The sequence below is a fragment of the Streptococcus sp. Marseille-P6264 genome (assembly GCF_902460355.1).
In the GTDB taxonomy this organism is placed as follows: Bacteria; Bacillota; Bacilli; order Lactobacillales; family Streptococcaceae; genus Streptococcus.
The window spans coordinates 1-23,606 of sequence record NZ_CABPTO010000002.1 but is presented as its reverse complement, the minus strand read 5'-3'; the positions used below and the strand labels follow the sequence as shown (position 1 = coordinate 23,606).

The following is a 23,606-nucleotide window of genomic DNA, read 5'->3' as shown; positions in this document are numbered from 1 at the left end:
TGCTTTCATTCTATCTTTTTTAAAAATAAGTCAAGGTCAAGCCGCAAAGATTTTCTTCATTCTCCTTCGCCGGTTGCTTTCAAAATCCCTTGAAAATGGTATAATAGATAGAAACGTGTCTAGAACACAGAAAAGATCGTTGGAGAGTAAATGATTATGGCAACTTACAATCACAAAGAAATCGAGCCCAAGTGGCAGAAATACTGGGCTGAGCACCATACATTCAAGACAGGTACTGACAAGGAGAAGCCTAACTTTTATGCGCTGGATATGTTTCCTTATCCATCAGGAGCGGGGCTCCATGTAGGACATCCTGAGGGCTACACGGCGACAGATATCCTCAGCCGCTACAAGCGGGCTCAGGGCTATAATGTCCTGCATCCTATGGGTTGGGATGCCTTTGGACTGCCAGCTGAGCAGTACGCTATGGATACAGGAAATGACCCAGCTGACTTTACAGCAGAAAATATTGCCAACTTTAAGCGTCAAATCAATGCTCTGGGATTTTCTTATGACTGGGACCGGGAAGTTAATACCACTGACCCCAACTACTACAAGTGGACCCAGTGGATTTTCACCAAGCTTTACGAAAAAGGCCTGGCTTATGAAGCTGAAGTCCCAGTAAACTGGGTGGAAGAGCTAGGAACGGCTATCGCCAATGAGGAAGTTCTGCCAGATGGCACATCTGAGCGCGGTGGCTATCCAGTCGTCCGCAAGCCTATGCGCCAGTGGATGCTGAAAATCACAGCCTATGCAGAGCGTTTGCTCAATGACTTGGAGGAACTGGATTGGCCAGAGTCTATCAAGGACATGCAGCGCAACTGGATCGGTAAATCAACCGGTGCTAATGTAACCTTCAAGATTAAGGACACAGACAAGGACTTCACCGTCTTTACCACTCGTCCGGATACTCTTTTTGGTGCGACCTATGCTGTTTTGGCTCCAGAGCATGCTCTCGTTGATGCTATTACAAGTGCAGAACAAGCTCAAGCAGTAGCAGACTACAAACATTCAGCCAGCCTCAAATCAGACCTTGCTCGGACTGATTTGGCTAAGGATAAGACCGGTGTCTGGACAGGAGCTTATGCCATCAATCCTGTCAATGGCAAGGAAATCCCAATCTGGATTGCCGACTATGTGCTTGCAAGCTACGGAACTGGTGCCATCATGGCCGTTCCTGCGCACGACGAGCGCGACTGGGAGTTTGCTAAGCAGTTTGATTTAGAGATTATTCCGGTTCTAGAGGGTGGCAATGTTGCTGAAGCTGCTTATACAGAGGACGGTCCGCATATCAACTCGGGCTTCCTAGATGGCTTGGACAAGGCTGCCGCTATTGAGAAGATGGTTGCTTGGCTGGAAGCAGAAGGTGTCGGAAATGAAAAAGTCACCTATCGCCTGCGCGACTGGCTCTTTAGTCGTCAACGCTACTGGGGTGAGCCGATTCCAATCATTCATTGGGAAGATGGCACTTCAACAGCTGTCCCTGAAAATGAACTGCCGCTTGTCCTGCCTGTAACCAAGGATATCCGTCCTTCTGGTACTGGTGAAAGCCCTCTGGCCAATCTGACTGACTGGCTGGAAGTGACTCGCGAAGACGGTGTCAAAGGTCGTCGTGAAACAAACACCATGCCTCAATGGGCAGGTTCTAGCTGGTATTACCTGCGTTACATTGACCCGCATAACAATGAGAAATTAGCAGACGAAGACTTGCTCAAGGCTTGGCTGCCAGTTGATATTTACATCGGTGGTGCAGAACATGCCGTACTCCACCTCCTCTACGCTCGCTTCTGGCATAAATTCCTTTATGACCTCGGTGTCGTTCCAACAAAAGAGCCTTTCCAAAAACTCTTTAACCAAGGAATGATCTTGGGAACAAGCTACCGTGACCACCGCGGTGCTCTGGTAGCGACAGACAAGGTGGAAAAACGCGATGGTTCTTTCTTCAACATCGAAACGGGTGAAGAACTGGAGCAGGCGCCTGCTAAGATGTCTAAGTCTCTGAAGAATGTGGTCAATCCAGACGATGTAGTGGAGCAATACGGTGCTGATACACTTCGTGTCTATGAAATGTTCATGGGGCCGTTGGATGCATCCATCGCTTGGAGCGAAGAAGGTCTGGAAGGAAGTCGTAAGTTCCTCGACCGTGTTTACCGTTTGATTACAAGTAAAGAAATCGTTGCGGATAACAATGGTCCTCTTGACAAGGTATATAACGAAACAGTCAAGGCTGTCACAGAGCAGATTGAGGAGCTCAAGTTTAACACAGCTATTGCTCAACTCATGATCTTTGTCAATGCTGCCAACAAGGAAGAAAAACTCTATGTCGAATATGCCAAAGGCTTTATCCAATTGCTGGCGCCTTTTGCACCGCACTTGGCTGAGGAACTCTGGCAGGCAGTTGGCCAAACTGGCGAGAGCATCTCCTATGTAGCTTGGCCAACTTATGACGAAAGCAAACTGGTCGAAGCAGAAGTCGAAATCGTAGTTCAAATCAAGGGTAAGGTTCGTGCGAAGCTAGTCGTAGCCAAGGATCTGAGCCGTGAGGAACTGCAAGAAATAGCTCTGGCAGATGAGAAAATCAAGTCTGAAATCGCTGGTAAAGAAATCGTGAAAGTTATTAGTGTGCCGAATAAATTGGTTAATATCGTAGTAAAATAAGCAGTTTGGGGTAGCCTTATGGTGATTATAAAATAGGAGGCTGGGACAAAAGTCCTAGCCTCTCAATTATCTTTGGATTGTTGAGCAAGACGCAGTGGTTGAGTGGGCTCTACTACGCTGATTTCATCAGCTTTTACAGCCCTACTCAACTGTGCGGAGGTGGGATGACGAAATCGAATTCTAACGAATTACCGATTTCTATCCCACTCTCTTTTTTGATAGGAATTTTCCCTTAAATCGTTGGACTTTTCTCATTTTCCGACTTTCACTTGCCTTCATTATTCTTTTTATTTATAATCATTATAAATAAAAAGAAAAGAGAAAAGTTTCAGAATGGAAGAACATAAGATTGACAAAAATTTTAGCGGACGCCTGAATATTTTGCGGGCTGGAGTTTTGGGGGCCAACGACGGTATTATTTCTATCGCAGGGGTGGTCATCGGGGTGGCCAGTGCGACGGAAGATGTTTGGATTATCTTTCTATCTGGTCTGGCTGCTGTCTTTGCTGGTGCCTTTTCTATGGCAGGCGGGGAGTATGTATCCGTCTCCACTCAGAAGGACACTGAGGAGGCTGCAGTGGCTAGAGAGCGAGAACTCTTGGAAAAGAATCCCGATATTGCCAGACAGTCCCTCTACGCCTCCTACGTCCAAAATGGTGAGTGCGAGACTTCTGCCCAACTCTTGACCAATCGCACCTTCTTACAAGATCCGCTCAAGGCCTTGGTGGAGGAAAAGTATGGCATTGAGGTCGAAGAGTTCACTAATCCTTGGCATGCTGCTATATCCAGCTTTCTAGCCTTTGCCATAGGTGCAATTTTCCCCATGTTGACCATCGTTTTGCTTCCGGCTATCTATCGGATTCCAGCGACCGTCCTTGTTGTAGCTCTTTCTCTCTTGGGAACTGGCTATACCAGTGCAAAATTGGGACAGGCACCCATTAAAAATGCCATGATCCGTAACCTCACTATCGGACTTTTGACCATGACTGTTACCTATCTTATAGGCCAGTTCTTCTCAATTTAAAAGAAGAACTATTCAGGCAAACATAATAAAAAGATTGAAAAGAAATTATTTTCTCTTCAATCTTTTTTGTTTTAAACTTAGATTAGTTTTGGCCAAGAGCAGCTGCCATTGTTGCTGCAACTTCTGATTCGAAGTCGTTAGCTGCTTTTTCAATACCTTCACCAACTTCAAAGCGAACAAACTCAACTACTGAAGCATTCACTGATTCAAGGTAAGCTTCAACTGTCTTGCTGTCATCCATGATGTACACTTGGGCAAGAAGTGTGTAAGCTTGGTCAACTTTGGTGTTGTCAAGCAAGAAGCGATCCATTTTACCTGGGATGATTTTGTCCCAGATCTTTTCAGGTTTGCCTTCTGCAGCCAATTCAGCTTTGATATCAGCTTCAGCTTGTGCAATCACTTCGTCAGTCAATTGAGCTTTAGAACCATATTTCAAGTGTGGAAGTGCTGGCTTGTCAACCATAGCGCGGCTTTCATTGTCTTGATCGATAGCGTGGTTCAATTGTGCCAATTCATCTTTAACAAATTGCTCATCCAATTCTTTGTATGAAAGAACAGTTGGTTTCATAGCAGCGATGTGCATAGAAATTTGTTTCGCAAGAGCGTCATCGCCACCGTCAATCACTGAAACAACACCGATACGGCCACCGTTGTGTTGGTAAGCACCGAAGTGTTGAGCATCAGTCTTTTCAACCAAAGCAAAACGACGGAATGAGATTTTTTCTCCGATAGTTGCAGTTGCAGATACATATGCAGCTTCAAGGGTTTCACCTGAAGGCATTGTCAATGCAAACGCTTCTTCGTTGTTAGCTGGCTTACCTTCTGCGATAACTTTTGCAGTAGCATTTACCAATTCAACGAATTGAGCATTTTTCGCAACAAAGTCAGTTTCAGCGTTGACTTCAACGATAGCTGCAACGTTACCATCCACGTAAACGCCTGTCAAACCTTCAGCGGCAACACGATCAGCCTTCTTAGCTGCTTTTGCCATACCTTTTTCGCGAAGCAATTCAATCGCTTTTTCGATGTCTCCATCTGTTTCAACCAATGCTTTCTTAGCGTCCATGACACCAGCACCAGATTTTTCGCGCAATTCTTTTACAAGCTTAGCTGTAATTTCTGCCATTTTTCTTCTCCTATGTTTACTATTTTTAAATAAAGGGGCCGGGCTGAGCCCCGCCCCTTTAGGTTAATTGACTTATGAAAATTATGCGTTGTCGCCTTCTACAACTTCAACGATTTCTTCGATTGAGTCTGCTTGAGTTTCAGTTGCAGCAAATTCTGCTTCAACAGTCGCTACAGCGTCCTCACCTTGACGACCTTCGATAACAGCGTCAGCCATTTTCGCAGTGATCAATTTAACGGCACGGATAGCGTCGTCGTTAGCAGGGATAATCACATCGATATCGTCTGGATCAGTATTTGTGTCAACCATCGCAACTACTGGAATACCAAGTTTCTTAGCTTCCTTAACAGCGATTTGCTCTTTATGAGGGTCAACAATGTACATTACATCTGGGATGCGAGGCATATCTTCGATACCACCCAAGAATTTTTCAAGACGAGCACGTTGTTTGTTCAAAAGTGCTACTTCTTTCTTAGGAAGAACTTCGAAGATTCCTTCTTCTTCCATACGTTTGATTTCTTTCAAACGAGCAACACGTTTTTGGATAGTTGTCCAGTTTGTAAGAGTTCCACCCAACCAACGGTGGTTGATGTAGTATTGACCAGCACGTTCTGCTTCTTCTTTTACAGCTTCAGCAGCTTGCTTTTTAGTACCAACAAACAAGATAACTGCATCGTTTGCAGCTGCATCACGCATGAAGTCATAAGCTTGATCTGCGTATTTTACAGTTTGTTGAAGGTCGATAACGTGGATACCGTTACGCTCAGTGAAGATGTACTTAGCCATCTTAGGGTTCCAGCGACGAGTTTGGTGACCAAAGTGAACACCAGCCTCAAGAAGTTGTTTCATTGAAATTACTGCCATGAGTAAATTCTCCTTTTTGTTTTTTTCCTCTTTTAGATTTCAGCTCGCAGAGCTACCAATCGGCAACGGCTCCACAATTCATCTAAAATGAGTATTTCTGCCGTTTAAACGGCATCTACTATCATATCAAATTTTCTAGCTTTTGACAAGTCTTTGGACACTATTTTCTCGCTTTGATTCAGCCCATCTGCTAGCCATCCTTCAAGAAATTCTCACTTAAGTCGGGTCAGGCTCTTGACGAACAGGCCGTTTTAAGGTAGAATAGTAAGAGTTGTGGCGGTATAGCCAAGTGGTAAGGCACGGCTCTGCAAAAGCTTGATCGTCGGTTCAAATCCGTCTACCGCCTTTTTTATCGGTTTAAAGCCGACTTTATACTGACCAAAAGCCTGAAAAATCAGGCTTTTTTTGTTTTGTTACGTTATTGGTCAAGTTTAATGAATTGCAAAGATGCCAGAAGCACCAGTCTTTATCTAAGATCTCAGCGCTGCTAACAAAAAAGAGCGGAAAATGCTTTCCGGCTCCTTTTAGTGCATTCCAAAATTATAATTCAGCAATTTGGCTAAGGTTGACTTCGGCAACCGTGTCATTTCCAAACATAGAGATAATCATCTTGACCTTATTATTGTCAATTTCTGTGATTTTGCCAGTATAGTTAGCAAAGGCACCGTCAATGATGCGAACTGTATCGCCCACTTTGACATCCAAGTCAAATTCTTGAACCGTTTGTCCCATAGAAATCAGAATGCTGCGGATTTCTTCCTCCAAGAGCGGCGTTGGTTTCGAACGGTTTCCGTGTGAACCTACAAATCCAGTTACATTTGGTGTATTCCGCACGACAAACCAAGCTTCGTCCGTCATGACCATCTCAACCAATACATAACCTGGGAAGCGGTTTTCTTCGACTTCCTTGCTCTTGCCGTTTTTCTCGACTTGCACGGTCTGAGTCGGAATTTCCACGCGCAGGATATTTTCCAACATATTATAGGTCTGAGCGCGCTGCAAGAGATTTTCCTTTACCTTATTTTCATAGCCTGAGTAGGTTTGCAGTACAAACCAGCCTTTATCAAAACTGTCCATGTTTTGTCCTTTCCTAAATAAAAAAGCCTAGGGCTTCTGCTTGATATTCTAGCCTTATTATACCATAAAATCTAAAATTACAAAGCATTTTGGTAAATATTTTACAGACAAATGAGAGTGGGACAGAAATCGGTAATTCATTAGAATTCGATTTCGTCGTCCCACCTCCGCACAGTTGAGTAGGGCTGTAAAAGCTGATGAGATCAGCGTAGTAGAGCCCACTCAACCACTGCGTCTTGCTCGACATTCCAAAGACAATTGAGAGGCTAGGACTTTTGTCCCAGCCTCATCTTTCTTATGAAAACATGTTGATTATGCGGAAGAGACCGCTGGCAACTACCTTATCAAAAATATAGATCACAATAGCAAAGAATGCTGTATATTCCATTACGGAAAGGAAATCAGTCCATCTTTCTTTACGGGTAGGCCAAGTTGTATCTCTCAATAATCCAAAAACATCTTTAATGAATTTCACAACTATCTCCTATCTGGTTTCTTTATGCAGTGTATATTTACTGCAGTGTTTACAATATTTATTCACTTCTAGACGCGTAGGTTTTGGAGTGCTACTAAGTTTGATTGAGTAGTTTCGTGACCCACAAACTGTACACGCTAGACTCGCTTTTTTTAATGCCATGACGCCTCCATTCCCCTTATTATAGCAGTTTTCTACTTCTTTGACAAGCCGTTTAGACGATTAATGGAACCAGCCAGTAATGGTATCCCATAGATTTTTGGCTTTTTCAGTAATCCCAGACTCATCGATAGCTTTCTTGGCATCATCTACCAGATTTTGCGCCCGCTCCTGGACATCTTTCAGGAAGTCTTTATTTTCGCTAGTCGTATTCGTTTGACCAGTACCGTAGGTATCGACTGGGGAAATTCCATTTTCAGCATAAGCATTTTTCTCACCCGAGAAGGAAGTTCCTTCTGTATAAGGCAGGATGGTGTTGGCGACATTGCGGAAAATAGCCGAAGCTTCATTGGCACTTGTACCAGTCAGATAGTGAGTTTCATCCGTCTTAGGGAAGCCCAGCCATTGGCTGATAACCACATCTGGTGTGTAACCGATGACCCACTGGTCTCCTGACAAATCAGGGTTAAAATCAGTCTCTGTCGTTCCTGTCTTTCCAGCCATTGTATAGCCATACGGAGCTGCATAGACTCCCGTCCCGTTTGAGAAGGTTCCCAGCATCATACTAGTCATCTTTTCTGTGGTTGAGCGATTGAGAACGCGGGTAGAAGTCTGCCGGTGGGTTTTGACAACCTGACCACTAGCATTTTCTATCTTGGTGATAAGATGGGCGTCATTCATAACTCCATCATTCGCAAAGACTGAATAGGCTTGGGCCATCTGAAGTGGATTGGTCGTCACGCCACTTCCCAGAGCCACACCTAGATTCTGTTCTACCTTATCCATATTAAGGCCAAACTTTTTACCGTACTCGAAGGCCTTGCTCACGCCTAATTCATCCACTGTTGAAACCGCGGGAATATTGAGGGATTCAGCCAAGGCTTGATACATTGGAACCGTCGGTGAACTTTGGATATTGCCGTAGTTATTGACCTTATAGTCACCAAAAACTGTCCGACTATTATCTAACTCCTTATCCGTTGACCAGCCGGCTGCTATAGCTGGGCTGTAGGCCACCAAAGGCTTGATGGTCGATCCTGGACTACGAGCAGACTGAGTCGCGTAGTTGAAAGTCCGAAAAGCAGAGCCATCAGCGCTGTTGACACGGCCAACCAGAGCCCGAACACCACCCGTCTTAGGATCCAGCGCTACGCTTCCGGACTCGGCCCGGGTCCCGTCTTCAGCCAGTGGGAAGAGATCGACATTGCTATAAATAACCTGCATGCTAGCTTGGTAATTTTGATCCAATTCGGTGTAAATCCGATAACCGTTGTTAACGATTTCTTCTTCCGTCAGACCGTAATCATTGACCGCTTCATTGATAACCGCATCAAAATAGGATGGATAGCGATAATCTTCTGACTTACCTTCGTAGGCATCGACTAGCTGGCCTCCAATGCCAACCGTCGCAGCCTGATCCGCCGTCGCCTGATCAATGTAACCTGCCGCTACCATATTTTGAAGAACGGTGTCACGACGGTTGGTCGCATTTTCGACTGAATACAGGGGATTATATAGCTCTGGTCCTTTGAGCATGCCAGCTAGGACCGCTGATTGATCTAGGCTGAGCTGACTGGCAGATACACCAAAATATTTCTTGCTGGCATCTTCCACGCCCCAAACCCCATTTCCAAAATAAGAATTATTGAGGTACATGGTCAGGATTTCCTGCTTGCTGTATTTTTTGTTAATTTCTAAAGCTAGGAAAAATTCCTTAGCCTTCCGCTCAATGGTCTGATCCTGAGAGAGATAGGCATTCTTGGCCAGCTGCTGCGTGATGGTCGAACCACCACCAGAGCGCCCCGCAGTTAAAATGGCCAGAAAGAAGCGACTGTAGTTAATCCCGCCATTCTTATAAAAAGAACGGTCTTCTGTCGCAATAACAGCGTTCTGTAAGTCCTGACTAATCGCGTCTAATTCGACATAAGTTCCCTTTTGCCCAGACAAGCTACCCGCTTCGTTTCCATCCTTATCATAGATCAAAGTCGTGGCTTTCAGAGCATTCTGCAAATCTTTGACATTAGTCGTCTTGGCTACATAAAAAAGATAGCCACCGACCACCAGACCAAAGGTCAAGCCGAGAATCAAGAATATCTTGGTCAGATGGAACCTGCGCCAAAAGCGGCGGAAGGGATGTTGAGACAGGGGCTTCTTCCGATTCTTACCAGAGCGGCTATAGCTAGGCTCAGGCGTCTCGCCCTCCAGCTCCTCAGCAACTTTTTTCTGAGGATGATCCGTTTTAAACATATTGACTAATTTTTCAAATATATCATTTAATTTCTTCATAAAACATATTTTATCACCTTATCCATGCAGACACAAGGCGCGACTCCGCTACTTGCTATTTCTTTTAGCTTTCTTTAAGGAAATAGCAGAGCTTCTTTCCATTTTCCAGCTAAGCATTTCCAAATAGGCTAGTTTTTGCTACAATGAAAACATGAAATTTACCATTACTATCCCCGCAAGTTTACCTTTAATGACCGTCAAAGAATTACTAGAAGGCCAACTGCTCATCCCACGAAAGATTCGTCACTTTCTCCGAACCAAGAAACACGTCTTGGTCAACGGTGAGTCCATCCATTGGCAAACTTTGGTCAAGCCTGGCGACAGCATTCAACTAACTTTTGACAAAGAGGACTATCCAGAAAAAGAAATCTTAGCTGGCCAGCCTAGTCGAGTCGAGGTGCTTTATCAGGACGAGCATCTCATTATCGTCAACAAGCCAAACGGCATGAAAAGTCACGGCAATGAACCGACAGAAGTCGCTCTGCTCAACCATGTGTCAAGCTATGTCGGACAAACCTGCTATGTAGTCCACCGACTGGACAAAGAAACCAGCGGCGCCATCCTGTTTGCTAAAAATCCCTTTGTCCTCCCCATTCTCAACCGCCTCTTGGAAAACAAAGAAATCTCCCGCGAATATTGGGCCCTTGCCCAAGGGAAATTTCCCAGCAAGACCATCGTTTACAAAGATAAAATTGGACGCGACCGCCATGACCGACGGAAACGTCTCGTTGATCCAAAAAAGGGAGTCTACGCTAAAACTCATGTAACCCGACTCAAGGAGTTTGGCAAGGCAACCTTGGTCAAATGCCAATTGAAAACAGGACGGACTCACCAAATTCGTGTCCATCTTGCCCATCACGGCCATCCCATCATTGGTGATCCCCTCTACCATCCCCAACCTCAAGGCCGTCTCATGCTCCATGCCCATCGTCTGACATTGACTCATCCATTCACCCTAGAAACCATCAGCGTGGAAGCACCGTCAGAGAGTTTTGAAGCAGAAATCAAACGGCACAGAAGCAAGGCTAGAAGTCGATAGCTTACCTGATTGCCGAGTCTCCAAGGCTAGCACTCCAGACACTCAACTAGCTGCAGCCTCTGGAAGAGTCAGATTTTTTACCAAAAAATATAAGTAGCTTCAAAGACGATTCCCTACCGGACATCGTCTTTTTCTTCTCCTCTAGTTAGCAACTTAGCACGCCAGATACAAACAAGTAGCAATCTAATCTTGATAAGTCATCTACCTTGTGCCAAATTGATGTTCAGTCAATGCGTGATTATTTACACTGATTGGAACATGCCCCATCTAGCTTTGGATCAATATCTTAGTAAATAGAAATCATAAAGTCACAAGAAAAGAGAGTGGGACAGAAATCGGTAATTCGTTAGAATTCGATTTCGTCGTCCCACCTCCGCACAGTTGAGTAGGGCTGTAAAAGCTGATGAAATCAGCGTAATAGAGTCCACTCAACCACTGCGTCTTGCTCGACAATCCAAAGACAATTGAGAGGCTAGGACTTTTGTCCCAGCCTCTTTTGATTATTGATTTTTAAAGCGTTCTACATCACGCGCAATGACTAACTCTTCATCTGTCGGGATAACCAGAACTCTGACTTTAGCAGCTTCTGTTGAAATATCTCCTGTAGCACCAAAGAAATTCTTCTCTGGATCGACATCGCAGCCAAACCAAGAGATACCTTCGATAACCATGCGACGGATAGTCACAGAGTTTTCACCGATACCAGCTGTGAAGATAATTGCGTCTGCTCCATTTAAAACAGCTAAATACTGACCAATGTATTTTTGAATGCGATCCACAAAAATTTCATTTGCCAATCGTGCCTTTTCATCACCCGCACGCATAGCTTCATGAATATCGCGCATATCGCTTGATTTCTCTGAAACACCCAACAGTCCAGATTCACGGTTCAGAATTCGACTAATATCTTCTGGCGTGTTAAAGTCATCTGTATGCTGCATCAAGTATGGAATAATCGCTGGATCAATGTCACCCGTACGTGTTCCCATCATAACTCCACCAAGAGGAGTGAAGCCCATAGAAGTATCCACTGAGCGCCCTTTATCAACTGCTGTGATAGAAGCACCGTTTCCGATGTGGCAAGTGATGAGTTTTAATTCTTCAATCGGTTTACCCAAAAGTTTCGCAGCTTCGTGGGCTACATACTCATGGCTGGTTCCATGTGCTCCGTATTTACGGACCTGATTTTCAGTATAGTACTTGGTTGGCAATGGATAGCGATAAGCTTTTTCTGGCATAGTTGTGTGGAATGATGTATCAAAAACAGCCACACTGGTAATGTCTGGAAGAAGTTGCTTGAAAGCACGGATACCGTCAGCATTGGCAGGATTGTGCAAAGGAGCCAATAGAGACAACTCTTCAATTTTTTCCAATACATCGTCAGTCACAAGAGCTGATTCTTTGAAATACTCGCCTCCAGCTACGACACGGTGCCCAACACCTGTGATTTCATCGTAAGATTGAATAATTTCAAATCGTTTCAAATCATCCAATAAAATTTTCACAGCTTGTGTATGATCAGCAATATCTAAGGTTTGGCGTTCAGAACGACCATCAAATTTAACCGTAGAGATTGAGTCCTTGAGACCAATCCGCTCAATCAAACCTTTAGCCAGCACCTTTTCTTCTGGCATTGAATAAAGTTGCCATTTTACACTCGAACTTCCAGCATTGATAGAAATAGTTTTTGACATCTCGTCACCTCTTTAAGCGTTTTCAAACTATTATATCAGAAATTTGTTCGAATTTCACTAACTTTGACCCAGTTTTGAAAACTTTCACGAAACTTTAAGATTTCATCCTGACTCTGCAAGTCCTGCAAAGGGTAGATAAACGGCTGGATATCTGATTCGCCTTGTTTTCTCAGGACAAAGATCGTCTTAGCGTTCTGCCGGCTCGCGAAAATCTTCTCTGGCAGAGAAATCATTGCCAAGAGCTGAGCGCTAGACAGTAGCCATTTTTTCAGCAGATGACTTTGAGGGCTCGTCAGCAGATTATTTGGCGCGAGAAAGATAGCATAGCCCCCCGGTTTCAAATATTTTAGCGATTGCTCCATCAAGAGATGATGGGCGTAAGTATGCTCGTCTGGACTGGCAACCTCATAACGAGCCGCCACTGCATCATCTGGATAATAGCCCACTGGCAAATCACTGACAATCAAGTCGCTTTCTTTCAGAACCTGAGGCCGTACCGCGTCTCCTTGAGCAAAGTGTGCCTTGGAATTCATGACTTCGGCAATGCTGGCAGACAAATCAATCAGCAAGTCGTCAATTTCTAGGCCTAGATAATCCATATTTTTTTGTGTGTGGTTGAGTAGAGTCTCCGCCAAATTCCCTGTCCCACTGCCGATCTCCAGCAAATCAATGCTCTTGTCTTGGGCCAACTGGTCAATCAAAAAACTCAGTAAGAAGCCGACCGAATCAGGTGTGAACTGATGATTGGCTTGGAGTGGCTCTGTCTGAGAAGCCTTCATGAAAATAAACTGATAAGCCCGACGCCACTCCTCCTTGGTCAAATGCAGGGCACGAAGTTTCTCATTATTTTTCAGAATTTCTTGTAATTCTGTATCTCCGTCCAGATAAATTCCATTCTGCTCAATCAAGGCATCGTAGAAATTGGTCCCCAGTGTATTTTGGATATTTTGCACGTTTTCTAAAAGTAGATGAAAAGCTCGTTCTATTTTTTCAAATTTCATGGCATCCTCCGTTGTCTTATGATACCAAAAAGAAGCCCTCTTTCCAAGGGCTATCGGATTACAAATCTTTTACATTTATATTAGTCGCTTCTCTTGCCAGTTGAAGGAGAGGGCACTTTAGTTTTTTTAGTATCTTTGGAGTCTTTAGCTTCTTTGTCCTTCTTCTCTGGCTCCTTTTTGCTCTCAAAATAGAAAGAATAGCTCTTCTGATTGGCGAGTTGGCTGCTGACTTCCAGCATGTTTCCCTGCCTGCGATAATGGGTGCTCCCTTGGTCGAAGGCTAATTGCCCGTTCTCCTCTGTGGCAGTCTCCTTGGTCAAAACAGCCAAGGCATAGGCTTCTGTCCGCTCCCGATTGGCTTGAAAGAGACGCTGATTGGCCACCTGCCGATTCAGATAAAATTGCAAGAGCAAGCTAAAGACAGCTGCCATGAAGAGGGCATAGAGCAAAATGCCTGCCTTAACTTTTATCTTGAACACGATAGATGTACTCTCTTTCTAAATTATTTTCAAACCGGAAGCGAAAGCGAACAAGGTCCCCCTCCTGACTGACCGGAGCAGCTTTAAGTCCATAGATCATGGGTTGATAGCCACGTCCCGAAGCATCCGTCTTGCGAAAATCATCACTCCGAGATTTGCCCAAAGCTATATGTTTGCCATCCTGTTTGACATAGATTTTGTCGTTTTCGACTCGGTCAAATTGGCTGCGCGATAGCTCCGTCTCCAACTGATCGACAAATAAGAGCCATTCCTGCTGCTTATTTTCCTGTTGATGTCGCAGTTCAAAAGCCAGAAGCTTGGTCATCGACTGAAAGACCAATATACCACCGCTCAAGACCAGCAGGGCGACTAGAGTCTCTAAAAGTGTAAAAGCTTTGATTTTAACGTTTTTTAACACTGAGCACCTTCTCCTCTTGGTGATAGACGGTTAATTGCTGGTCTGTTTTAACCTGGCGGACTGTAATGCCGTTGACCGTCAGATTTTCCTGTCCCGTCTGCATGGCCATCCGAGCAACCCGTAGGACTTCCTCCTCCTTCAATAAGCGAGTCTGTTCCTGCCGCGACTGACTAATCTGGCCAAGCAGGAGGCTGGCAATAGCCGCAAAAACCGCCATTGCCACCAAGGCCTCCAGCAAAATGCTAGCCTTCATTCGTCGTCTTTTTAAACTTTCCATTGCCCATATAAAGCTGGTAAACAACCTTTTTATCCTCCGTTTGAAAAACAATCTTACTGAGCGAAGAATTCCCGCCAGCCTGGTCAAACTGAATGGTCTGGGGAGCATGTTCCTGCAAAGTCTTGGGAAATTCTACTTGCTGATAGCCGTTGGAGATGTTGCGCTCCGAAATGGTCAATTTTATCTTTTCATGTCCAGCCACACTTAGCTTTTGGCTCTCCTGATAAAGATGCTCAAATTCCATGAAAAACAGCTGCTCCTGCACTTGATTGAAACCAGCCTGAACAGAGCCAGATAGACCTAATAAAATGAAACTGACCACAAATAAAGCCAAGAGACTTTCTAACAGCGTAAAAGCCTTAATCCGCAACTGTACGAGCTTCACTGCTGTTTTTTCCATAGTAGGCCTTATAGGATGCTACCTGCTTATCGGTAATCCGACCATCAGCAACCAATTTCCCTAGAGTGGCTTTTTCATTAACATTCTTCAATTCATAAAGCTCAGCCTGACTTTCTACGACCTTGACTACGGCCGCATTGCCCGTATCTGAAACAGCATCCTTCTGCTTAGTCAAATTCGGGACAAACAAGAGCATCAAGACGCTAATGATTAAAAGAACGACTAACATTTCCACCAGAGTGAAGGCTTTAACCTTCAAAGTTTTTAATTTTTTCATAATTGAATCTCCATATTCTGATAAATTGGCAGCAACATGGCTGCATAAAGTAAAACGATAACAAGGGCGACAAAGACAAAGACGAGAGGCTGAATCAAATTCATGGCACGATTGATTCTCAGGAAAAACTCTTCCCAAGTCTTTTCGGCATACAATTCCAATTCGTCACCCAACTTGGACTTGACCTCACCATATTCGATGATCAAGGCCAACTCTTTCTTAAAGAAGGGATAAGTGCCGACCTTCTCGGCATAGCCTTGACCCGCACCTAGAGCCATCTCCAAGTCTCGCCCCAGCTCCTGAAAGAGCTGAGAAGGCTGGTCCTGCATGATGAGGAAGATCTGGCTCAATTCCAGCCCTTGCCCAATCATATTGCCCCATTCACGCGCATAGTAGGCCGTCAGATAGGCCCGCACTAAGGCGCCAACAAAAGGAAACTTGGCCAAACGGCTGAAAAATCTCATCTTAGAGCTCTTGCGATAATAGAACCAGCCACCGCAAATCAGCAAGCAAATCACCAGAACGCCTCCCAGAAAGATCTGCGGTAGATAATGAATGAACTGAGTGGCCATATTTTGACTATCCAACTGAGGCAGGAGATAGTTACGCAAGCCCAGCATAATCAGCACTAGAAATCCAAGCAGCATCAAGGGATAAGTCCCCACCTCAATCAATTTCTTACGGACCTTGGATAGATTTTCCAGATAATCCTCGATTTTACCCAAACTAAGATTTAGATTTCCATGCAACTCTGACAAAGATAGCTGGGTGACCACATTATCTGAAAAGCCCAAACGCTTCATAATCTGAGAAAATGACTGGCCGTCAGCCAAACCCGAACGCATTTCGGCGACATAGGCCTCTTCTAAAAGGGCACTCCGCCGTAGAAAATCGACAATCTCTGCCAGATGAAAACCGCTGGTAAAGAGATTGCGAAACAGCTCGATAATCTTCTTTTGCTTAGGCGTAGATAATTTTTTCCGCCTGCCTTTGATCAGCTGTGATATGTCCATCTGCAAAAAGCTGGTCAATCTGCTGGTTCCAGAGACTGGCTTCGTGCTGTTGATAGTCTTGATTGACAAAGTCGATCACACCTCCTCCCCCGATTAAACGCTGGTAACAAACGCCCTGTAGTACCATACGCAGCTCGTCTTCACTGACACCCAGCTCTAGCAGGCGCTCATACACTCCGCGAATGCTCTTAGCATGGATGGTTGAAAAGACCGTGGCTCCTGTCAAACTAGCCCTTACCACCGCTCGGGCCGTTTCTTGGTCGCGGATTTCTCCGATAATCAAGAGATCCGGCCTGTGGCGCAGAGACAGCTTGATGAGGCTATCGTAGGTCATGCCGATGGTTTCATTCAGCTGAAGCTGGAGCATATTTTCCTGCTTGATTTCCACAGGGTCTTCGATAGACATGACCTGTTGCTGCCCAAATCTCATCTGGGCCAGCTGGTGCATCAGCGTCGTCTTTCCACTGCCAACTGGCCCTGAAAACAGATAAAGGCCGCGAGAATTTACTTTTTTACGAAGATCAGGCAGATTGTCAAACCAGAAACGCAGCTCACGCTCCTCATCATGTAAAAGCCGAATCACCAAACTCTCATAGCCACGGTAATCGCCGACAGTTGATAGACGAAGCGAGACCGTTACATCCCCACAATCATAATCACAGGAGCCTAGCTGACTACGCCTCTTCTCCCCGACATTCATGCCTGAGACAAACTTAAAATGGCTGATGACTGACGATAATAAATCAAAATCATAGGTCTGAATGAAGCGCCGCTCATCACCCACCCGCATATAAAGCTCATAGCAGGTGCTCTTGGGAATCAAATAGACATCTTGAGCTGCTTCCTGCCTGGCCAATTGAATCATTTCCTTTGCAATTTTTTGAACCATAAGTCCTCCTCACCTTACTATTCGCACAAAATGAGAAAAAATAAAAAAAGAATGAAGAAATTTTCTCCATTCTTTGACTTTTATTCTATCTAGCCCGCACCTTAATTTTGCAAATACGGTGTTTTTCAGTAGCATTTTGCTTGCGGTAGCCTGGACGATACTTGCTCTTGGGGATCTTACGTTCATTTTCTAACAAAAGTAGGGAGTGGTATTGCTGAATATCTTCATTGCACTCCTCACACCAACGTTGATCGGTCGGATCCCAGAAAATGGTCATAAGATCACTGCGGCTTTTATAAAGTGGCGATGCTTCAGACATCTCTAACCAGCGGTGCTTATAGTATTTGAGGGCGGTATAATAATCATCGAAATACCTTTTTTCAATGATATCGTCCTCCCAACCGTCTAAAAACCACCAGGGCTCATAATCGCCATACATTTCTATTACGCTGTACATACCTGTCCCCTTTTGTATCCTATATTATATATAAAATTCTTTGATAATGAAACTATTTTGCTCGTCGGCTCTATAATGGTTCGTTTTTCATCAAAGAAAGCAAAGAAACAAAAGGGAGTGTCGTTTTTGTGCTTATTTCCAATTCAGATGCACATGCTCTTTCATTTCCTTATAGGCCGTATCAATCCGATCTTTGGTCGCCTGATCCAGCTGATTGCGATATTTTCCACCCTCAATGAAGTCTTCTAAGATAAGGGTTTGATAAGTGTAAAGCGGATAACCCTCTGGTGAATAAGTTCCCTTTTCCACACGACTGACCCAGCTTGGATGTGCCTGAGCTTTTTTGATAATGGTCCCCTTATCCGTCTTTTCAATAGTCACATCCATCAAAACACCACGCTCGGTCCACTCAGCCGTATCCACACCAGCCATGGTTTCAATCCGCTGATTGGAGATAAAATTCCCCATGGAGTAGATAATCAACTTCTTCTGACCATCTTTTTCAAGGATTTCTGAAGGCTGCACTACGTGCGGATGTCCACCAAAAATGATGTCCGCTCCCCAATCCACCATCTTATGATAGAGCTCGACCTGCTCCTCATTTGGTTCCAGCTGGTATTCGACCCCCGTCTGCGGCATGACTACTGTAATGTCCGCTTCTTTCTCCGCCTGCTCAATCTCCGCCTTCATCTTATCCTCATCAAAGGTAGACAGGTGATGATCAATCTCCTTCTGGCTGAGATTGGACTCCAAGCCATTAAAACCATAGGAGTAAGCCAGAATCGCAATCTTGATACCTTTTACTTCTTTGATCAGGATGGGCGATTTATCCCTATTTTTGTGAGTATAGACACCGACTGGACTAATTCCGTGATCTTCAAAGGCTTTAGCAGTCGTAAAGACTCCCTCAAGCCCTGAGTCTAGGATGTGATTATGGGCCAGATCCACTACTTGGTAGCCGGCGTCTTTAATAGCGGGCACAACAGCCTCCGGAGCATTGAAAAGCGGATAGCCTCCCAAAGGATAGTCAGATCGAATGGTTCCTTCAAAATCCCCTAAGACCAAGTCGCCTTGCTGGAGCCAGTCCTTGACATAGGTGAAATTTTCCGAAAAATCATAGCTGCCATCGGCCTTTTGAGCGCTCATATAAAGCCCATCGTGGTACAAAAGGTCGCCATTAGCCATAATGCGAACCGTTTTCGAGTCGGTCTTCTCTCCCGCTACCGAGGAGGATTTAGAAGCATCTTTAGCAGCATTCCTACCGCTTTCCTTAGGCACCCCCATGATGCTTTGGAAAAATAAAATTGCTGCCGCTGATACAAATACTGCTCCCAACAGAGCAAGGATAAAGGCACGGTTGCTTAATACTACTTGTCGCTTGGTTCCAGATCTTTTCTCCATTTTGCCAACCTCCGTATTACTTATATTTTATCATAAATTATCCTCCCAAGGGAATAAAAAAGAGAGTGGGACAGAAATCGGTAATTCGTTAGAATTCGATTTCGTCGTCCCACCTCCGCACAGTTGAGTAGGGCTGTAAAAGATGATGAAATCAGCCTAGTAGAGCCCACTCAACCACTGCGTCTTGCTCGACAATCCAAAGACAATTGAGAGGCTAGGACTTTTGTCCCAGCCTCAAATATCAGATTGAGCTCAACATCAAGGACTGTAAATACCAGCGATAAGCTGCCCGATAATGATAGGCATTAAAAAACTTCATCTCCCCGATACCGTAGCGCATCAAATAGTAAATCAGATAGCGCAGATGCAGGCTTTCCCACTCCAGGCTCGTCTTTTGACAATGAGCATACTCAGCCTCAAGCTCCCCATAGTAATCTCTGAATTGATTATAAATTTCTTGAATTTCCATCATAACTCCAATCTTTTTACTTTAACACTAGTTTAACGCAAAAAGGAGGGGATTAGGGACAAGAAAGGTATCTGGTCTCATTTTAGAGCCAAAAGGTAGGGGTAGTCACTAGAAAATGACATTTCAGGGAATATTTTTGACATTTGGGGGTTGGGGACAGTCTGCTTTTTACTATATTTTCTATATCAAGTCGATTAAGATAGAACTTTAAATTTTGAAAAAATGACTCAAATTTAAAAATTCAGGCTATTTTTCAAGTTCATCTGCCACGACCTCAAGCGCCCGTTCAATCACCACATGCATATCGTAATATTTATAATCTGCTAAACGTCCACAAAAGATAACTTTATCATTCTTTGAAGCTTCCTCTTGATACTTAGCAAACATAGCATTATTTTTCTCATCGTTAATCGGATAGTAAGGCTCATCCCCACGCTTCCAGTCAGCCGGATATTCACGCGTGATAACTGTCTTTGGCTGCGTGCCATACTCGAAATGCTTGTGTTCGATAATACGAGTATAAGGGATCTCACGCTCTGTATAGTTCACTACAGCATTCCCTTGATAATTTTCCTCGTCCAAGGTTTCATGCTCAAAACGGAGGCTACGGTATTCTAACTCTCCGTGCTTATAGTCAAAATACTGGTCGATCATTCCTGTGAAGACAACTTTATTAGCAGATGCTTCCAACTCTTCACGATGAGCAAAGAAATCTACTCCAAGTTCAACTTCTACGTCTTTAAGCATGTTTTCAATAATCACATTATAACCACCAATAGGAATCCCTTGGTAACGGTCGTTAAAATAGTTATTATCAAAAGTTAAACGAACTGGAAGGCGTTTAATGATAAATGGAGGAAGTTCTGTCGCTGAGCGTCCCCATTGCTTTTCAGTATAACCCTTGATCAACTTTTGATAGATATCCGGACCAATCAACTTGATAGCTTGTTCTTCCAGATTTTTTGGCTCAACATCCTTCATATGAGCAGTTTGTTCTGCAATCTTATCCTTCACTTCCTGTGGAGTTTTTGTCCCCCACATAGCATAGAAAGTATTCATATTGAAAGGAAGATTATAAAGACTTCCCTTATAGTTTGCGACAGGTGAGTTAATATAGTTGTTAAACTCAGCAAATTGATTGACATAGTCCCAAATTTTTTTATTAGACGTATGGAAGATATGGGCACCATATTTATGGACATTGATTCCTTCTACATTCTCACAGTAAATATTTCCACCAATATGATCGCGTTTATCAATCACTTTTACTTTTTTTCCACGTTTTGTAGCTTCGTGCGCGAAAATTGCTCCAGACAAACCAGCTCCAACGATTAGATAGTCGTACATATTATTCTCCTTTTTATAATTTAACGATTCTTTTCACATATGGAATTCTCATTAGAATTCCAGTTAAAGTAAAACTTACTATTAGTATAATTAAAGGAAATAGTAGAGAATATCCTATAAAACTAGTAGTCACAAGTTTTTCCCACAATTTTATAACATATGTATGGATAATAAATACTCCCATTGTTAAAGAAGAAATTTGAGTAATCATTTTATTATTTAACTCTTTTTCCTGTGTTATAAATGAGAGAAAAACTCCTATACTAATAACCTTCACTAATAGACTATCATAAAAGTATTCTGCAAATAAATTATGATGAACAAAACTAGCCATTAAATAAAGATAACATGGAGATAGAAATAGTAATAAGTAACTTAAATATTTTCCCCATGATTTTATGAATAATGTCAATCTTGCATAATCTAACGAACCAATGTAACCACCTACAAGGTAGTAAAAATACCATGTCCATAGTCTAAATGTTTGTGGGATATATGATTGAAAAGTTCTTTGACCTAAAATATTAGCCAACTCAAATAGAAGACCTATTGAAGTTAAAAACAACAAAATAATTATATATCTCTTCTGATTTACTAAATATTTCTTGATATATGGCAAAGTGACATAAATAATTAATAACGCTCCAAAGAACCAGAATTGAAAAAAATACCCTTTTTGTACCAGAGAACCTATTACCTTCTTAATCGGATTGATAGAAAAATCTCTTCGACATATCCAAATAATAAGATTCCATACAGCAACTGTTAACAAAATTCCTTTAACCTTTTTTAAAATATATGAAAAGTCAATTGTCTTTCTATTTAAAAGTAGAAATCCATTTACCATAAAAAACAAAGGGATTGAATAGGTCCCAAGATAATATAAATAGGCCGAAATATTCCAGGCGCCTGTTTCTTTAAATCCAGGCATTGTAGTATGAAGCAAGACAACACCAATACAAGCTATAACTTTTAACAAATCTAAATTACTATTACGCACAGTCTCATCTTCCCTCTTTCTTTACCATATCTTTCAATTCACCAATATTAACTACCTTTAGAATTATAATACCGATTGAGTAGATCAGCGCTCCCAAAATTGCATAAACTACCACATTTATAATTGGGGTAAAAACTAAAAATCCCTTTATGAATACTAATACTCCATACATCAAAGCTGATGCTCCAACAATCTTGAACATTGATCCCAATATAGGTACCTCCTTGAGATATGATCGTGTAAAGAACAATTGAAATCCCCATACAAGAGACTCTGTCAAGACTGAAACTATTGCTGCTCCTATATAACCAAGTTTAGGAAGAAAAAATAGATTCAAACCAACACTGATAATAGCAGGAGCAGTTGTTGAAATCATAAATTCCTTATTTTTATTATGGGGAATCAACATTTGAATTCCCATAATATTGGTCCAACCGATAAAGAACATGCGGAAAATCATAATAGCAATCGCATAGCGTGCATCCTGAAAGTCTCTTCCAAGGAAAAGTTGAACAAAATCATCATTAACAATTAACATTCCAGCTACAATCGGAAAAATAACCAAGTTATAAATCAAGAAAGCCATCTCATGCATCCTATTTACAGCTTTATGATCACCTGTTGCTAATAGGCTGGATACTCGTGGCAACATGACACTTCCCAATGAAGTTACCAAAGTCAGTAAAATATTAATAAGCTTCAAAGCCTGATCATAAATCCCCACATCTCTTATAGAAGATAGCGCTCCTAACATCGTACGATCTAAAGACACATAAAGCGAGATAGCAATCTGCGGTAAGAATAGCAAAATAATGGGCTTCAAATGACGTTTGGCATATACTAAATCAAAATGCGGTTTTCCAATAAATTCACGAGCTGGGAGCCACATACTTAACTGCCCCAACAATTCAAATGCTGTTAGAAGAAAAACATACAAGTATAGATCACTCGCTGATTTTACAAACAAGAAAATGGCAGTTACGCCAACAAGCTTCACTGTGATATTCCTTGCCGTAATCTTACGGAAATCTTCTAACCCTTGAAACAGCCATGAAATATCTAGTCCTTTAGAAACCAAACTCAAGCCCAATATATACGCCACTGGATTTTGCATTGTAGAGATTCCCATGCACAAGAGAATATATAAGAGAATCGATAATAATGCTGCGCTAAGTTGCAGAGTATATATCCCCCAGAAATTTTTTTGAATTTTCTCTCGATTACCCGATATCTCCTTAGTCCCATAATTGGCAACACCCAACGTAGCTAGTAAAATAAAATAAGTGACGATTGAACTAAAATAGCCATATTCTCCTAGTTGATTAGAATTAAATATTCTTGTAATGTAAGGTGTAGTTATAATTGGTAAAATAATTATTAAAAGTTGATAAGATAAATTATAAATATAATTCTTTAATACTTTCAATATTCTATACTCCTAAATAAAACGACTTAAATAACCAGACATTATGAGTTTTAGTAAACTTATTTTAAAGAATATTCCGTAAAAGTCACTATTGCATTTATGGCACTTACAAAATACTAATATAATTACCGAAAAAATCATTAAAAGCATAAGATCTCAATATAACTAAATTTTTAGTCTATTTTTTATTTTATACTTCAAATATGACCTACAAATAAAATCAAAAATGAAATGAGTCTTAAAATTAAGCAAAATTATTTTTGATACTTTTGATACATAATGTTCAGGAACTAATCCAAATTTTCTATACACTGCTAAGAGTTCAGATATAGAATGTGGACTGTATAAGTA

24 protein-coding genes and 1 tRNA gene are annotated in these 23,606 nt (G+C 42.6%); 4 read left to right on the top strand and 21 right to left on the bottom strand.

The window, feature by feature from the left end:
- Positions 1-156: 156 nt before the first annotated feature.
- Positions 157-2,658, top strand: coding sequence for a leucine--tRNA ligase (gene leuS, locus FZ941_RS03645; RefSeq protein ID WP_148886887.1), 2,502 nt, complete (start codon positions 157-159; stop codon positions 2,656-2,658).
- Between the two features lie 333 nt (positions 2,659-2,991).
- Positions 2,992-3,681 (top strand): VIT family protein, encoded by a 690-nt coding sequence (locus tag FZ941_RS03635; RefSeq protein ID WP_148886886.1) that lies wholly within the window; start codon positions 2,992-2,994, stop codon positions 3,679-3,681.
- 82 nt (positions 3,682-3,763) lie between these two features.
- Here FZ941_RS03635 and tsf read toward each other — a convergent pair whose 3' ends face one another.
- Together tsf and rpsB are read right to left on the bottom strand one after the other, a co-directional pair.
- Positions 3,764-4,807: a translation elongation factor Ts gene (gene tsf, locus FZ941_RS03630; protein ID WP_005591546.1), complete on the bottom strand. Its 1,044-nt coding sequence runs from the start codon at positions 4,805-4,807 to the stop codon at positions 3,764-3,766.
- An 81-nt stretch (positions 4,808-4,888) separates the two neighbouring features.
- Positions 4,889-5,671 carry a 30S ribosomal protein S2 gene (gene rpsB / locus FZ941_RS03625; RefSeq protein WP_015605907.1) on the bottom strand — a complete coding sequence of 261 codons (783 nt, stop codon included), beginning with the start codon at positions 5,669-5,671 and terminating at the stop codon, positions 4,889-4,891.
- Positions 5,672-5,946: 275 nt separating this feature from the next.
- Here rpsB and FZ941_RS03620 point away from each other — a divergent pair.
- A tRNA-Cys gene (locus FZ941_RS03620) sits at positions 5,947-6,017 on the top strand.
- Between the two features lie 194 nt (positions 6,018-6,211).
- On the opposite strand, the gene nusG is transcribed toward FZ941_RS03620, so the two are convergent.
- The 4 genes from nusG to pbp2a form a co-directional block, all read right to left on the bottom strand.
- Positions 6,212-6,748: a transcription termination/antitermination protein NusG gene (nusG, locus tag FZ941_RS03615; protein WP_005591544.1), complete on the bottom strand. Its 537-nt coding sequence runs from the start codon at positions 6,746-6,748 to the stop codon at positions 6,212-6,214.
- Positions 6,749-7,043: 295 nt separating this feature from the next.
- Entirely contained in the window at positions 7,044-7,223 is a 180-nt protein-coding gene (secE, locus tag FZ941_RS03605; protein ID WP_148886885.1) for a preprotein translocase subunit SecE, read from the bottom strand.
- 9 nt (positions 7,224-7,232) lie between these two features.
- Entirely contained in the window at positions 7,233-7,385 is a 153-nt protein-coding gene (gene rpmG, locus FZ941_RS03600) for a 50S ribosomal protein L33 (RefSeq protein ID WP_015605910.1), read from the bottom strand.
- Between the two features lie 60 nt (positions 7,386-7,445).
- Positions 7,446-9,668 carry a penicillin-binding protein PBP2A gene (gene pbp2a / locus FZ941_RS03595; RefSeq protein ID WP_148886884.1) on the bottom strand — a complete coding sequence of 741 codons (2,223 nt, stop codon included), beginning with the start codon at positions 9,666-9,668 and terminating at the stop codon, positions 7,446-7,448.
- Between the two features lie 151 nt (positions 9,669-9,819).
- Here pbp2a and FZ941_RS03590 point away from each other — a divergent pair, with 151 nt between their 5' ends.
- On the top strand, positions 9,820-10,707 hold the full coding sequence (locus FZ941_RS03590) for an RluA family pseudouridine synthase (protein ID WP_148886883.1): 888 nt from the start codon (positions 9,820-9,822) through the stop codon (positions 10,705-10,707).
- Between the two features lie 500 nt (positions 10,708-11,207).
- On the opposite strand, the gene FZ941_RS03580 is transcribed toward FZ941_RS03590, so the two are convergent.
- The 15 genes from FZ941_RS03580 to FZ941_RS03505 form a co-directional block, all read right to left on the bottom strand.
- Positions 11,208-12,401, bottom strand: coding sequence for an acetate kinase (locus tag FZ941_RS03580; protein WP_148886882.1), 1,194 nt, complete (start codon positions 12,399-12,401; stop codon positions 11,208-11,210).
- A 35-nt stretch (positions 12,402-12,436) separates the two neighbouring features.
- Positions 12,437-13,402 (bottom strand): class I SAM-dependent methyltransferase, encoded by a 966-nt coding sequence (locus FZ941_RS03575; protein ID WP_148878224.1) that lies wholly within the window; start codon positions 13,400-13,402, stop codon positions 12,437-12,439.
- A gap of 80 nt (positions 13,403-13,482) precedes the next feature.
- Complete coding sequence (gene comGG / locus FZ941_RS03570; RefSeq protein WP_148878223.1) at positions 13,483-13,881, bottom strand: competence type IV pilus minor pilin ComGG; 399 nt, start codon at positions 13,879-13,881, stop codon at positions 13,483-13,485.
- The gene (gene comGF, locus FZ941_RS03565) at positions 13,862-14,299 is read right to left on the bottom strand and encodes a competence type IV pilus minor pilin ComGF (protein ID WP_148878222.1); all 438 of its coding nucleotides are present in this window, start codon (positions 14,297-14,299) and stop codon (positions 13,862-13,864) included. Before comGF ends, comGG begins: the two co-directional genes overlap by 20 nt.
- Positions 14,283-14,576, bottom strand: a complete 294-nt coding sequence (gene comGE, locus FZ941_RS03560) for a competence type IV pilus minor pilin ComGE (protein WP_187418375.1) — start codon at positions 14,574-14,576, stop codon at positions 14,283-14,285. The genes comGF and comGE overlap by 17 nt, the downstream gene beginning before the upstream one ends.
- The gene (comGD, locus tag FZ941_RS03555; protein ID WP_037586086.1) at positions 14,542-14,976 is read right to left on the bottom strand and encodes a competence type IV pilus minor pilin ComGD; all 435 of its coding nucleotides are present in this window, start codon (positions 14,974-14,976) and stop codon (positions 14,542-14,544) included. Before comGD ends, comGE begins: the two co-directional genes overlap by 35 nt.
- A complete protein-coding gene (gene comGC, locus FZ941_RS03550) occupies positions 14,936-15,253 on the bottom strand; it encodes a competence type IV pilus major pilin ComGC (protein ID WP_005591535.1) in 318 nt (105 codons plus the stop codon). Before comGC ends, comGD begins: the two co-directional genes overlap by 41 nt.
- A complete protein-coding gene (comGB, locus tag FZ941_RS03545; RefSeq protein WP_148887050.1) occupies positions 15,250-16,266 on the bottom strand; it encodes a competence type IV pilus assembly protein ComGB in 1,017 nt (338 codons plus the stop codon). The genes comGC and comGB overlap by 4 nt, the downstream gene beginning before the upstream one ends.
- Positions 16,214-17,155 carry a competence type IV pilus ATPase ComGA gene (gene comGA, locus FZ941_RS03540; RefSeq protein ID WP_148886881.1) on the bottom strand — a complete coding sequence of 314 codons (942 nt, stop codon included), beginning with the start codon at positions 17,153-17,155 and terminating at the stop codon, positions 16,214-16,216. Before comGA ends, comGB begins: the two co-directional genes overlap by 53 nt.
- Positions 17,156-17,240: 85 nt before the next feature.
- Positions 17,241-17,612 carry a DUF1033 family protein gene (locus FZ941_RS03535; protein WP_148886880.1) on the bottom strand — a complete coding sequence of 124 codons (372 nt, stop codon included), beginning with the start codon at positions 17,610-17,612 and terminating at the stop codon, positions 17,241-17,243.
- 132 nt (positions 17,613-17,744) lie between these two features.
- The gene (locus FZ941_RS03530) at positions 17,745-19,013 is read right to left on the bottom strand and encodes a CapA family protein (protein ID WP_148886879.1); all 1,269 of its coding nucleotides are present in this window, start codon (positions 19,011-19,013) and stop codon (positions 17,745-17,747) included.
- A 241-nt stretch (positions 19,014-19,254) separates the two neighbouring features.
- Entirely contained in the window at positions 19,255-19,482 is a 228-nt protein-coding gene (gene comW, locus FZ941_RS03520) for a sigma(X)-activator ComW (RefSeq protein WP_187418378.1), read from the bottom strand.
- Between the two features lie 246 nt (positions 19,483-19,728).
- On the bottom strand, positions 19,729-20,829 hold the full coding sequence (glf, locus tag FZ941_RS03515; protein ID WP_148886877.1) for a UDP-galactopyranose mutase: 1,101 nt from the start codon (positions 20,827-20,829) through the stop codon (positions 19,729-19,731).
- Positions 20,830-20,842: 13 nt separating this feature from the next.
- Positions 20,843-21,829 (bottom strand): acyltransferase, encoded by a 987-nt coding sequence (locus FZ941_RS03510; RefSeq protein ID WP_148886876.1) that lies wholly within the window; start codon positions 21,827-21,829, stop codon positions 20,843-20,845.
- Between the two features lie 4 nt (positions 21,830-21,833).
- Complete coding sequence (locus FZ941_RS03505) at positions 21,834-23,255, bottom strand: flippase (protein ID WP_148886875.1); 1,422 nt, start codon at positions 23,253-23,255, stop codon at positions 21,834-21,836.
- Positions 23,256-23,606: the final 351 nt, after the last annotated feature.

What these genes read in the sequence shown, in the direction of transcription:
- comGB (WP_148887050.1), bottom strand. Translation starts at nt 16,266, where the DNA reads ATGGACATATCACAGCTGATCAAAGGCAGGCGGAAAAAATTATCTACG.
- nusG (WP_005591544.1), bottom strand. Translation starts at nt 6,748, where the DNA reads ATGGACAGTTTTGATAAAGGCTGGTTTGTACTGCAAACCTACTCAGGC.
- comGC (WP_005591535.1), bottom strand. Translation starts at nt 15,253, where the DNA reads ATGAAAAAATTAAAAACTTTGAAGGTTAAAGCCTTCACTCTGGTGGAA.
- pbp2a (WP_148886884.1), bottom strand. Translation starts at nt 9,668, where the DNA reads ATGAAGAAATTAAATGATATATTTGAAAAATTAGTCAATATGTTTAAA.
- FZ941_RS03635 (WP_148886886.1), top strand. Translation starts at nt 2,992, where the DNA reads ATGGAAGAACATAAGATTGACAAAAATTTTAGCGGACGCCTGAATATT.
- FZ941_RS03580 (WP_148886882.1), bottom strand. Translation starts at nt 12,401, where the DNA reads ATGTCAAAAACTATTTCTATCAATGCTGGAAGTTCGAGTGTAAAATGG.
- FZ941_RS03530 (WP_148886879.1), bottom strand. Translation starts at nt 19,013, where the DNA reads ATGGAGAAAAGATCTGGAACCAAGCGACAAGTAGTATTAAGCAACCGT.
- FZ941_RS03575 (WP_148878224.1), bottom strand. Translation starts at nt 13,402, where the DNA reads ATGAAATTTGAAAAAATAGAACGAGCTTTTCATCTACTTTTAGAAAAC.
- leuS (WP_148886887.1), top strand. Translation starts at nt 157, where the DNA reads ATGGCAACTTACAATCACAAAGAAATCGAGCCCAAGTGGCAGAAATAC.
- comGA (WP_148886881.1), bottom strand. Translation starts at nt 17,155, where the DNA reads ATGGTTCAAAAAATTGCAAAGGAAATGATTCAATTGGCCAGGCAGGAA.
- FZ941_RS03590 (WP_148886883.1), top strand. Translation starts at nt 9,820, where the DNA reads ATGAAATTTACCATTACTATCCCCGCAAGTTTACCTTTAATGACCGTC.
- rpmG (WP_015605910.1), bottom strand. Translation starts at nt 7,385, where the DNA reads ATGGCATTAAAAAAAGCGAGTCTAGCGTGTACAGTTTGTGGGTCACGA.
- comGE (WP_187418375.1), bottom strand. Translation starts at nt 14,576, where the DNA reads ATGGAAAGTTTAAAAAGACGACGAATGAAGGCTAGCATTTTGCTGGAG.
- FZ941_RS03535 (WP_148886880.1), bottom strand. Translation starts at nt 17,612, where the DNA reads ATGTACAGCGTAATAGAAATGTATGGCGATTATGAGCCCTGGTGGTTT.
- rpsB (WP_015605907.1), bottom strand. Translation starts at nt 5,671, where the DNA reads ATGGCAGTAATTTCAATGAAACAACTTCTTGAGGCTGGTGTTCACTTT.
- comGD (WP_037586086.1), bottom strand. Translation starts at nt 14,976, where the DNA reads ATGGAAAAAACAGCAGTGAAGCTCGTACAGTTGCGGATTAAGGCTTTT.
- glf (WP_148886877.1), bottom strand. Translation starts at nt 20,829, where the DNA reads ATGTACGACTATCTAATCGTTGGAGCTGGTTTGTCTGGAGCAATTTTC.
- tsf (WP_005591546.1), bottom strand. Translation starts at nt 4,807, where the DNA reads ATGGCAGAAATTACAGCTAAGCTTGTAAAAGAATTGCGCGAAAAATCT.
- comW (WP_187418378.1), bottom strand. Translation starts at nt 19,482, where the DNA reads ATGGAAATTCAAGAAATTTATAATCAATTCAGAGATTACTATGGGGAG.